This window comes from Streptomyces sp. SID3212, assembly GCF_009865405.1.
Taxonomy (GTDB): Bacteria; Actinomycetota; Actinomycetes; order Streptomycetales; family Streptomycetaceae; genus Streptomyces.
Genome location: NZ_WWJY01000543.1, coordinates 47,330 through 58,753, shown reverse-complemented (window position 1 = coordinate 58,753; position 11,424 = coordinate 47,330). Strand labels below are relative to the sequence as shown.

The following is an 11,424-nucleotide window of genomic DNA, read 5'->3' as shown; positions in this document are numbered from 1 at the left end:
GAGCAGCGCCTCCGGGGAGGGCGGCCCGGCGGGATCCGCCACCAGCGCGGCGGCCACGGCCACCGCCACGGCCCCCGTGACGGCCTCGCGGTGCTGATGGGTGGGGTGGGCGGACAATTCCGCCTCGCGCGCGGCCCGCTCGGGGTCGTCGGCGTACCACGCGCCGAGCGGCGCGACCCGCATGGCCGCGCCGTTGCCCCAGGAGCCCTGTCCGTCGAAGAGCCCGGCGGCCAGCTCACGCCAGTCGCCGCCCTCCCGGACCAGCCTGAGCATGCGGTTCACGGCGGGGCCGTACCCGCGGTCGAAGTCGTGGTGGTCCGCGAACGAGTGCGCGAGGGCGTCCTGGTCGATCCGGCCGTGCGCGGCGAGCACCGCCAGGACGGACACGGCCATCTCGGTGTCGTCGGTCCACTGCCAGGAGCCGGGCGGCGGCTCGCGGCGCGCCAGCAGGGGATAGTTCGAAGGGACGAAGAACTGGGAGCCGAGGGCATCTCCTACGGAGAGACCACTCAGGCTGCCGAGGGCACGGGCGAAGCGACCACTCCGGGTCGCGTTATCAAGGTCAGAATCGGAATCCACGGTCATCGCGAGGCACTCTACCGGGTGAATACCGCCGGTTACTTGGTCATTCCGTACGGCTCCGGGGTACGCCAGTGCGCGAAGGGCCGGTCCAGGGCGTAGCGCCCGTCCTCCCCGAGGAGCAGCGTCCTGGTCTCGGCGTTCTCGGGGTTGGAGAGGGACTCGAATTCCGCGACCGACCAGTGGAACCACCGCATGCAGAACAGCCGCATGGTCAGCCCGTGGGTCACCAGCAGGACGTTCGACGGCGAGTCCGGCGCCTCGAAGCTGCGGTAGAGGCTCTCCAGGAACGCGCCGACCCGGTCGTAGACGTCGGCACCCGACTCCCCCTGGGCGAAGCGGTAGAAGAAGTGCCCGTAGGCGTCGCGGTACGCCTTCTGGAGGCGTACGTCCTCCCGGTCCTGCCAGTTCCCCCAGTCCTGCTCGCGCAGCCTGGGCTCCTCCCGTACGCGCACCAGATCCGGGTCGAGGGAGAACGCGCGCAGGGTCTCGTGGGCCCTGCGGTAGGGCGACACGTACACGCTGACCTGCTCCTGCCCGAACAGCTCGCGCAGCTCGGCGCCGGTCTCCTCGGCCTGCCGCCGGCCCCGCTCGGTGAGCTTCAGGGCATGGTCGGGCTCGCGCTCGTACACGGTGTCGTCGGCATTGCCCTCCGACTCGCCGTGCCGGACCAGAACGATGCGCCGCGGTCGTGCCATGCCACGACCCTAGATCGGTCCGGATCCACCCGGCACGCGGGGAGGGCCCTTAGGCACGACCCAGGACGATTTACGTACCACCGCCCCCACCGTCCCCAGCACCCACCACCCACGCCGGCATCCGCACGGTCCGTCCTCTACACCGTTACACCGCTACACCGTCCAGGACGGTTCGAGCGCGATGATGTCTCCCGCGAGCGCCGCCACGTCGGCGGCCGTCTGCGCGCGCAGGGTCAGCCGCTCGACCCGTTCGGCCCGGTATTTCCCGTGTTCGGCGGCGGAGTGCCACATCGACAGGACGATGAACTCGTTCCCCGGCGCCTCGCCGAACAGCCCGCGCAACATGCCGGGCGATCCGGCCATGGCGGGGTTCCACACCTTCTCCTGCATCAGCGCGTAGTGCTCGACCCGGTCCTCGTGGACCTTGCAGTGCGCGACCCGCACCACGTCGGCGTCCGTGAACCGCGGCTCGAAGCCGGTCTTCACATCGAACCGGTGATCGAACAGCTTGACCTGATTTTCCCGGTACGTCCCCGACTGCGCGGCGGCCAGCCGGTCGTGCGAGCGTGCCATGAAGGAGTCGTAGAACGGCCTGCTCTCCCAGAACGAGAAGACATGGGCCACCCCGGGCCGCACCCTGCTCCATCCCCCGCCCTGCCCCCGGAACCCCGGCTCACCGAGCAACCCCGCCCATTTCCGCTGTCCGCGTTCGTACCCTCTACGGTCGATCACGGTGCAACGGGTCCACTTGACCAGCACCGCGCCATCGTACGGGCCCCGGCGTGTCGCCGGTCACTCCCGCGCGACTCCGTCTATGCTCCCCGCCACACCGAACCCCTCCTCCTCACCCCCGCACAATGATCGTCATGACGGCACTGCACACCCCTGAACTCTTCGCACGGCTGGAGCCGGCCGAACGTGTCCTCGTCGCCGGGGCGGGCGGCGGATTCGACATCTACGCGGGTCTGCCCCTCGCGCTGTCCCTCCTGCACCAGGGCAAGGAGGTTCATCTCGCGAACCTGACGTTCAGCGCGATCGAAGGACTCCCGCTCGACGCCTGGCTCGCCCCGGACGTGGCCGTCGTCACCTCGGAGACGTCCCTCCACCAGACGTACTTCCCGGAGCGCACGCTCGCGCAGTGGCTGGACCTCCACGGCTACCCGAGCACCGTCCACGCGTTCGCACGTGTCGGGGTCCAGCCGCTGCGGGTCGCCTACCGGGCGGTGATCGAGGCGTACGGCATCGACGCGGTCGTCCTGGTGGACGGCGGCACGGACATCCTGATGCGCGGCGACGAGTCGGGGCTCGGCACCCCGGAGGAGGATCTGGCGAGCGTCGCCGCGCTGGCCGGGATCGACGGCCCTCAGCGGCTGGTGATGTCGGTCGGCTTCGGCATCGACGCGTACCACGGGGTGAGCCACGGTCTGGTGCTGGAGAACATCGCCGCGCTGGAGCGCGACGGCGCCTACCTGGGCGCGTTCTCGATCCCCCGTACGTCCAAGGAGGGCGCGCTCTTCCTCGACGCGGTGGCCCACGCGCAGGCGAACACTCCGGTCCGTCCGAGCATCGTCAACGGGTCGATAGCGGCGGCCGTGCGGGGCGACTTCGGGGACGTACGGTTCACGTCGCGCACCCGGAACAGCGAACTCTTCGTCAACCCGCTGATGTCGCTCTGCTTCGCCTTCGAACTGGAGGGCCTGGCCCGGCGCTGCCTCTACCTCGACCGGATCGAGGACACCCATCTGATGCGTCAGGTGAGCAGCGCGATCGAACTGTTCCGCGAGGAGATCACCCAGCGACCACCGCTCCGCATCCCGCACTGAACGCCCTCGCGGCCGGCTGGCGAGTACCGGCCAAGGTGGCGTCAACTGGCCATATGTACGCCTGCGTTGTCGGCACCCGGGTCTAGCCTTGCGTACAAGGCCCGGGGATCCGCGGCCCGGTTCGGACAAGGGGGACAAACAGGTGAGCGGTTTCAACAAAGGGGTGTCGAAGGTCGAGGTGACGCTGAAGTGGAACCCGAGCGCCCTCGGCGAAGCGGACCACGACCTCGACATCGTCGCGGCGACCTACACAGCGGCCGACCCGACGGGCAAGCCGGTCTACCTGGTCCACTTCGGCAGCCGCTCCCCCGACGGCACGATCACCCTGAACCGCGACAGCCGCACGGGCCAGGGCTTCGGCACCGACGAGGAGATGACCCTGGAACTGGACCGCATGAGCGCGTCCCTCGGCCGGGTCGTCGTGGGCGTAGCCATCCAACAACACAACAGACGCCGCACCTTCGCCGACATAGCCTCCCCCGAAATACGCTTCGCCGAGGGCTACACAGAACTCCTGGAACACACCTTCACCGAGGTCGCGGACTCCACAGCAGCCACGGTCGCAGAATTCCTCCGCACCCCCTCAGGCGCCTGGGAATTCCACCCATCCCTCAAAGGCTTCGACGCAGACCCAGAACACTTCGCCACGATCATGGGCACCCGCTGACGCCGTGATCACACCAGCCACGGCAAGGTCATCCACTGTCGGCCTGCCGACCGGGACCTGCCCACGGCATGGAAGTCAGGCAACCGGGCCGGGCCCGTCATCTAGGATGCCCCAAGAGTCACGACCTGGTGACGTGAGGTTGAGTTATCCGCTTATAAAAAGGAAGGGGCGCCGGCTTGTGGCCGGCGCCCCTCCCTCGGAGAGACCGTGCTTCTGGCTACTGGTGGAGATCACTTATTCCTGGGCTGCGGTATTCAGATGAATCTCCTTTCGAGCCCTCGCCCAGCCGTGCGCCAGCTCGCTCAAAACACATGCGTGGCCGTACTCAGTGACGTCGGGACCTGCCATCGCCGCGATCCTGCTGTTACCCCTCTTTCTCTGTGGTCCGCCCGCCAACACTCCGGTGGCTGATCTAGCATCTGACGGGTCGACACCTTTATGGGGGGCGCATGCGGCCGAAGCGGCTGAACGTCAAGATCACCATTCCGTTCCTGGGCGAGATTGGTGGTGAGTGGGAGCCCGACGACGCCGAGCAGAGGGCTGCCTGGGAGCTCTACGTGGAACTTGTGACGCGGGTCTCTGTCGCCCCGTTGCGCGAGGAGGAGGGTTCGGCGCGCGAGGCGTTGACCTCTATGTACGTCCTCTTCGCGACGGTCCGTGACATCCTCAAAAGGTACGGCCCCGACGTCGCACCGCCCGGAGTGCGCAATGAAGTGTCGTTCGGGGTCCTCGCCGTCACCGTGCTCAACAGGGCAGTGCGGCCTGTCCTCAGCAAGTGGCATCCACAACTCACGGCCTGGGAGAGCTCCGCGCCGGCTGGCCGTTCCGCCGCCGAGCACGAGAACACCTGGCAGGAGATCGGCGCTCTCCGAGCCGATCTCGACTCATTGCGTCTGGTTCTCCTGGAACTGGCACAGGTGCTGGGCGATGTGGCAGGGGCGGCGGATCTAATCGGGCCACCAATGGTCGTCCCTGCCCAGGCTTCCCAAGCGTCCTTCGCGTCCCAGCCGCCCGCCCCGAGAGGACCGGCCGTCTCGTGATCAAGGCGTTCTTCTCCTACTCGACCCAGGACGCCGCCTTCGTACGAGAAGTAGCGTCTGAGGTCGGCCGCGCCTTTGCCACGATCGACTACCGGTCGTTCCACGACGGTGGCGACATCCTCGGCTCCATTGACGAGGCCCTCAAAGAATCAGCGGCTTTCGTCTTCTTCCTCAGCAAGGCAGCCCTGGCCTCTCCCTGGGTGAGACACGAGATCCGTGAGGCACGCTTCCAGACAGCAATGGGGCGGATCAAGAACGTCCTGGTGGTCCGCCTGGACCCGCACATTGCGCCCGAGGATCTGCCGGAGTGGCTGAACCGTACCAAGCACATTACGACGATCGCTGCGAAGCCCGCCGCACGCAGGATCAGAGCGCTCATCGACGATCTGGTGCGTCAAGGCCAGAGCCCCCGCTTTGTTGGCCGGTCCGCCGAGATCGCTGCGCTCCAGGACGTGTACTCCGCGCCGGAACCGGGAGCAGAGAGCCAGGTCGCCTGCGTGACAGGGCTTCCCCGTATCGGCCGACGCTCCACGTTGACCAAGATGGTCCGCGAGTCGCTGGACCTTGAGACCCTCCTTGTCATCGGTGTGGAACCCGGCGACACCGTGCAGGCCCTCGCCGCGAAGCTCTCCGCGCTCGTCGATCCGTCGGAGACCCCCGAGGAGTCTCTACAGCGGACGAGAGAGATCACCGCGCTAGGCGACGCTCAGGCCCTTGCACATGCGCTGGTCAAGTTCCAGGAAATCTGCCAATACCACCAGATGCCTGTGCTCCATGACGAAGGTGGGCTCCTGGACAACGACGGCGACATCGCACCGTACGTCCTCGACCTGATCGAGTCGCTGAGCCAGTACCCGGACATCGTCACCGCGTTGCTCACGAACAGGCGGCCCTCGCCAGATCACTTCATCGCGCGAGGAATGCGCGCTCTCGGCGTGGTCCATCTCCGCCCCCTGGAAGATGCGGACATCAGCCGTCTCGTAGGCCTCATGGCGAAGGCCCGTCAGATCGCCCTGGCCCCCGCGACCGTCAAGGAGGTTACCGCAGCAGTCCGCGGCTATCCCCCCTCGGTCACGTTCGCGCTCGAACTGATCACGGCCTACGGGCCTGACCTCGCGATCCGCGGCAAGATGCTCTCGGATTTCGGCGCGTCGCCGCTCACCAGCTATCTCAAACAGAACAAGTTCAGCAACCTGGAGCAGAGGATCCTCCGCGTCATAGCAGCGAACAGCCCGCTGCCACTCTCCGTCCTACAGGAGGCAACCAGCACCTCGGAGGACGGAATCGACAAGGCCCTAGTCCATCTCATCGACGTCTCTCTGATCGTCCCGACCGTCGGCGGCTGGTACGAGGTCTCCGGACCCGCCGTAGACGCGATCCGCCGCGAGTTCGGCGCCTGCAGCAAGGCTGAGTACGGAGCGGTCGCGACCAGACTCGACAAGTTTCTGGCCCAGTCCGAGGACGGAACGGACTACTTGGCACTGCAACGCACCCTGTTTCGCGCCATAGACAAGGCTGGCCAGCAGTCCACTCCGCGGGCGTACGCGCTGCTCACCGACCGTGTAAGGCTGGCCGAGCAGTACTATCACGAGCAGGAGTACCAGCGTGCTGTGGACATGGCGACCGACGCGCTCAGCTCCGATCCCGGCATCCACCAAGCCCGGACGACGCTCATTCGCGCCCATGTGAAGCTCGGCGACTATGCGGAGGCGGGCGACCACGTCGCAGAGCTCAGGAAGCGTGGCCAGATGCGCGACGCGTTCTTCCTCACAGGCTTCCTGGAAAGACATAGAGGCGAGCACCGAGAGGCCCTGAACCACTATCAGAAGGCCCTCGACAGCGGACGCGGCGGCATGGCGATCCACCGCGAGATGGCCGACTGCTATCTTCGCCTGGGCAATCTGACCCGCGCTGACGAGCACATCTCGCGAGCGGAAGAGAAGCAGCCCGACAACCGATACGTCGTGGACATGAAGGTCCAAATCGCCTGCAAGTTGGGCGACCGGGACACAGCACTCTCACTGCTCGTGCGTTTGGCGGACATCGATCGCGCCGAGATGGTCAGCCACCGCACGTCACGGGTGGAGTACCTCTGCGGCAACATGGAAACCGCCTATGAATTTGCTCAAAAGGCAGTGGAGAAGTCCGACAACATACGCTTCGAGGTACTGGCCAACTACGTGCTCTGTGCCCTGCGCACCTCACGCGTCGACGAGGCAAGCACCGCCTTGGACCAACTCGATCGCAAGTTCAGCAAGCAGCGCCGCGACATCCGAACGGGCCTCAGGGCACGGCTGAGCATTGCCCAGCAGGACTACCAGACCGCGTACGCGTACACGGAGCGGTTTATAAGCCCTGAGCGTCTTGTCCACCTCCTGATCCGACGAGATGCCCTGCGGGGAATGCTCGATCGGACCGCGCTCGCCCCACAACGGCGTGCTGATCTCAAGGCAGAACTGAAGCGATGCGAGGACCGGCTCGCAGGCCGTGAGGAGGACTTCGACCTGGACGCGCGGGGCGACCTGAGCTGACGGAGTCACGGACTCGGTTCCATAGCGAGCATCATCACCAGGACCGCGCTGGCAGCACACCGCAGACGCCCGTCCCGCACCGCGAAAACCGCCTCATGCAAGGGAATGTGACGGACCACTATGTCCGCTTCCACGGGCTCAGGCGCGGCTCGGGACGGCGCGGGATCGATCGTGCTCCACAAGTGCACGCGGGCGGGCGTGAGCCCGGGCAAGGCGTGGAGCGATCCCCTGTCGCCCCACCGTCCCTCGCGGTAGCCAGTCTCCTCCGCCAGTTCCCGCTGCGCGGCTATGCGACTGCTGCGGTCCGCCGGATCCACGGACCCTCCCGGCAACTGCCACATCGGTCCGGCGAGGTAGTGGTACTGCTCGACCACGAGAAGCGCCCCGTTGACCAACGCAGCCACCCGCACTTGGTCTGGCACGTGCACCCAGTCGTAGGTGCCTCGCTCGCCGTGTGGAAGCGTGACCTCGTCCCGGTAGGCGGTGAGACGTGGTGTCGCGCACAGCGGCACCCGGCCATGGCGGGCCCACGGTCCTCTTTTTTCGAGCATGATGGAAATCATGCCGGGGGTTCACCAGTTGGTATCTACGTGCTGCGATGGTACGTGCCGCAGCGCCTGGGGCTTCCGACACCGTGGACGGCTTCACACGAGGCCGGACGTGGTCCTGGCCGAATGCGGCAGCGAGGGCGACAGGCCGCTGGCTTCAGTCAGGGGCATCCAAGCAGCGCAACACCGTCGAACGGACATCAACCGAATGAAGCCGCGCCGCGGGATCGCCGCCCGCTCCGATGAGAAGGCCACGATCAACCTGTCCCGACGTCATATCGCGGACGTCTCCCTCTGATCCACCGCAGGAAACGGAAGCACCGCAACAGGCTGATCGCGATGGCTCTCGCAAGGGAGCCATCCCAACGCGTCGGTACCTCCCTTATTGTTGTCCCTGGTCAGGTTTCCTCGTCGCAACGTGCCGCGAGGTAGGCGGCCCAGTCCCGCTTGACGAGCCGGCCCCATCGGACCGCGGTAGTCATGTGGACTCGAGGAGTTCGCCGACAACGGGCGCGGGAAGGTCACCTGCCAGCGAGCACAAGGCGCTGTTACGGGCCGGACGGACGCGGATTCCGAGGGCGTTGAGCTGCTTGGTGAGGCGTCCGTGATCCATGGACGCTCCGGGTCGGAAGCCAGGGAACAGCAGCTTGCTGCCAGAGCTGTGCTCTCGGATAATGGGCCGCCGTCCGAACGGCTCAGCTTCCGCGAGCCGTTGGACGATCTCCGCGAGCGGGGGTGGCAACAGCACGGGGTGGCGTTCAAAGCTGAGATAGGTATCCCTGCCTCGTGTCGTAACGTGGGAACGAGTGAGCGTGACGATGTGTTGTGGCCGTTGGCCGTAGAGCAGGACAAGGGAGCCGGCGACTCGTCGGTGCAGCGGGATGTCCTCTTCGGTGAAGCATTCCCTGAGCAGTCGCCACCTTTCGTGATCGTCGGGGAAATCGTCAGGATCCTCCTGACTGCCGAGCCATGGGACGTGGAGTTCAGGGGCGAGTTGGCGGCCGTGCGCCCAGAGTAGAAAGTCACGGAGGCGGAGGTGGGTGGTGGTGCCCGCGTCTAGCCAGGCGTCCACGCGCCGCTGCGTGATCGCGCCCAGGCTCAACTGCTGTTCGTCGAGCCTCCTCAGGAACCTGACGGCGATGAGAATGCGGGATCGGGCGTACTTCCGGACGCTCGGTGTGGAAGCTCGGCCCATACTGTGGCCACGAGCACGACGCAGTACAGACCAGGATGCATAAGGGCGGATCAGCCTGGTGATGTGGGGCGGCTGGGCCGCAAGTAGTGCGTCGAGCCAGGGCGGGATGCCGTCAATCTGTTCGTCGCGTACAGGTAGCACGCCCGCAGCCACCAGGACTGTACGCAGGTATTGGACATGCTGCTGGCGGGAGGGCAGCCCGTCGAGCATGGTGTGGGTGATCTCCTCATGGTCTCTCGCCAGGCGACCCAGGAGACTTCCCCAGCCCGATCGGGAGAGCCAGAGCAGGATCTGGTATGGGTCCAACTCGACGTTAAAGAGTGCGAGCAGAGGCGTCAGTTGTGGCCGGAGGCATCCGTCCGGGCCGGAGAGAAGTCGGCGTGGCCGGTGATCGGCAACACAATGTGGGCAAAGACCATCGTAGAAGAGGGCATCGAAGCGACCGCGCCGACGGCAGATCCAGTCACGGCTATCGCCAGCGCACGGACCACAGACCAGCCGACCCGCAGTGTTCTTGCCCATGAAGGGACGGGTGGCGGAGCACTCGGAGCATCGAGCCGGCCTTCTGCGGATCTTCGTGTGGCAGGGGTTGCATACCTCCCCCTGAGGGAGCCGCGCGTGGATCACTCTGGGCTTTCCGCACAATGTGCAGGTCCGCCTCGGCCGTCGGCGCGAGCAACAGGTCACGCAACGCGGCTCACCCTTCCTGGCGCCCCGCGGGCAAGGCCGCTCCTGACCGTAGTCGACACAGGTGAGCACGAGCGGGTTCCAGCAGGACTCGCAGACCAGCGCTCCAGAGCCCGGATCACGGCGGCGGCGCACTGTTACCCGTCCGCACCTCTCGCAGTTGACAGCTGTCGACTCGTGGTAGCAGCGACGACATAGGGGACCCTGATCAGTGTGGGCATGAACAGGCTGGTCATGACGGCAAGTTGAACGAGTCTGGAGGCGTCTGGGCAGGCAGTTCCGGCAGAGCGGTTCCCCGTCCCGGCGACCGACCACCGGTGCCGTCTTGCCGCAGACGCGGCACTCTCGCCAGAAAGACGTGTCCCGGCGCTGGCACTTGGTGCAGACGGCACCGCCATCCTCCTGCCGCCGAACAACTTGGCGCAGGTCACCGCAGCGGACGCAGGTCTGAACATGATTTTTGCCGTAGCAGGTGCCGCAGGCCCGGCCGTCACCAAGCCAGTGCCGCAGCGTCTTGACTCGGCGATAGCTCACACACCGGGCTCGCTGGACGGCGGGGAAGTCAACGACAAGCCGGAGGCGTGTAGCTGGCCCGTCAGATCGTCCCGAGAACAGTGCATCCGGGAAGTCCTGGAGATACCCAAGGAGGTCACGGGCGGTGGAGCCCTTGAGACGGAGATCGGTAACGTGCAGGGTGAGCGAATCGGCGTCTGCCCCGGGCAGGGCTTCTCTCAGCAACTCCACGATTGCGGCCATCGAATCGGTCATGCCCGTCACAGTCCCTCCGGGTCGCCGGATGGATGTACGGCGTACCTGCGGAAGCGCTCGACCGCTCTCACCAGAACCGGTCTTGCGAATCTGCTGGTTAACCACTGTGATCTCGATGAGGTCCTGACCTGGCAGTCGAGAATGTCGCAGAGAGCTGCCAGGGTGTCCATGGACATCCGCTGGGACGACTGGGTCACTAGGCGGAAGACCTGTTCCCGGGACAAGTGCACTCCGCGCTCGGCGAGGAGCGGCACGAGATCGGTCGTGGCGAACATCCCCCGGTCGGCCATTACCTTGCGAAGGTGCCACTCGTAGCCCATCTTCCGGTTCAGGGCGCACCCCACATTTCAGCGCGGCGGTCCAGGGAACGCTTCAGCAGACGATTGCGGTACTCGTCGTTCACCCCCGTATAGAGCGCGGTCGTGGACGCGCACTCGTGACCGACCTGGTCCTGGACGAAGCGCTCCGGATAGTCGAACTCGATCAAGTGCGTAACATAGGAATGGCGGAGGCAGTGGAGGTCAAGCTCCTTCGGCAGCCCAGCAGCGTCGCGCGCTCCTTCGAACGCCTCATTCACCGCCCGACACGAGAGGCGGCTCTGGCGCTCAGTGACCCACATCCCCGAAAGCTTCCCCGGGCTGAAGGCGGGTCGGATCTCATCGATCCATTGCTCCAGCGCGGGAACGATCCAGTCCATCTCCGGAACGGTGAGCACGGTCCGTCGCTTGGGCGGACTGCCCTTGGAGGACTTGCCTCATCGGACGTATAGGGCACCGCACCGGCCGTGGTTCCGGGCTCGCGGATTGTGTCGGAGGTCAGACAAATCCAGGCCCCATGCTTCCCGCCGCCGCAGCGCGTAAGCGTAGACGGTCTTCAGTAGCACAGCAT

General features: G+C 66.1%; 10 protein-coding genes and 1 pseudogene. 4 read left to right on the top strand and 7 right to left on the bottom strand.

Annotation, left to right across the window (positions count from 1 at the left end):
- From GT042_RS16220 to GT042_RS16210, 3 genes are all read right to left on the bottom strand, one after another.
- Nucleotides 1–585: ADP-ribosylglycohydrolase family protein (locus tag GT042_RS16220; RefSeq protein ID WP_202532869.1), on the bottom strand; the 585-nt coding region annotated here is incomplete at its 3' end.
- A gap of 32 nt (nucleotides 586–617) precedes the next feature.
- The gene (locus GT042_RS16215; protein WP_161309419.1) at nucleotides 618–1,277 is read right to left on the bottom strand and encodes a histidine phosphatase family protein; all 660 of its coding nucleotides are present in this window, start codon (nucleotides 1,275–1,277) and stop codon (nucleotides 618–620) included.
- Between the two features lie 153 nt (nucleotides 1,278–1,430).
- Nucleotides 1,431–2,036: a YdbC family protein gene (locus GT042_RS16210; RefSeq protein WP_161309418.1), complete on the bottom strand. Its 606-nt coding sequence runs from the start codon at nucleotides 2,034–2,036 to the stop codon at nucleotides 1,431–1,433.
- A 107-nt stretch (nucleotides 2,037–2,143) separates the two neighbouring features.
- Here GT042_RS16210 and GT042_RS16205 point away from each other — a divergent pair, with 107 nt between their 5' ends.
- The 4 genes from GT042_RS16205 to GT042_RS40110 all read left to right on the top strand — a co-directional run bounded on the left by GT042_RS16205 (nucleotide 2,144) and on the right by GT042_RS40110 (nucleotide 7,338).
- Nucleotides 2,144–3,100 carry a DUF1152 domain-containing protein gene (locus GT042_RS16205; protein ID WP_161309417.1) on the top strand — a complete coding sequence of 319 codons (957 nt, stop codon included), beginning with the start codon at nucleotides 2,144–2,146 and terminating at the stop codon, nucleotides 3,098–3,100.
- 142 nt (nucleotides 3,101–3,242) lie between these two features.
- On the top strand, nucleotides 3,243–3,767 hold the full coding sequence (locus GT042_RS16200) for a TerD family protein (protein ID WP_161309416.1): 525 nt from the start codon (nucleotides 3,243–3,245) through the stop codon (nucleotides 3,765–3,767).
- A gap of 449 nt (nucleotides 3,768–4,216) precedes the next feature.
- Complete coding sequence (locus GT042_RS16195; RefSeq protein WP_161309415.1) at nucleotides 4,217–4,807, top strand: hypothetical protein; 591 nt, start codon at nucleotides 4,217–4,219, stop codon at nucleotides 4,805–4,807.
- Nucleotides 4,804–7,338, top strand: coding sequence for a toll/interleukin-1 receptor domain-containing protein (locus GT042_RS40110; RefSeq protein ID WP_161309414.1), 2,535 nt, complete (start codon nucleotides 4,804–4,806; stop codon nucleotides 7,336–7,338). The genes GT042_RS16195 and GT042_RS40110 overlap by 4 nt, the downstream gene beginning before the upstream one ends.
- 5 nt (nucleotides 7,339–7,343) lie before the next feature.
- Here the strand turns inward: GT042_RS40110 and GT042_RS39865 are convergent, their stop codons facing one another.
- The 4 genes and pseudogenes from GT042_RS39865 to GT042_RS39105 form a co-directional block, all read right to left on the bottom strand.
- A complete protein-coding gene (locus GT042_RS39865) occupies nucleotides 7,344–7,901 on the bottom strand; it encodes an NUDIX hydrolase (protein WP_272925723.1) in 558 nt (185 codons plus the stop codon).
- Between the two features lie 463 nt (nucleotides 7,902–8,364).
- Nucleotides 8,365–9,291, bottom strand: coding sequence for a hypothetical protein (locus tag GT042_RS39115; protein WP_237530852.1), 927 nt, complete (start codon nucleotides 9,289–9,291; stop codon nucleotides 8,365–8,367).
- 1,257 nt (nucleotides 9,292–10,548) lie between these two features.
- Nucleotides 10,549–10,868, bottom strand: a pseudogene (locus tag GT042_RS39110) (helix-turn-helix transcriptional regulator); the annotation flags it as partial.
- Entirely contained in the window at nucleotides 10,865–11,233 is a 369-nt protein-coding gene (locus tag GT042_RS39105; protein ID WP_237530844.1) for a tyrosine-type recombinase/integrase, read from the bottom strand. The gene GT042_RS39105 and the pseudogene GT042_RS39110, both read right to left, overlap by 4 nt.
- Nucleotides 11,234–11,424 lie beyond the last annotated feature (191 nt).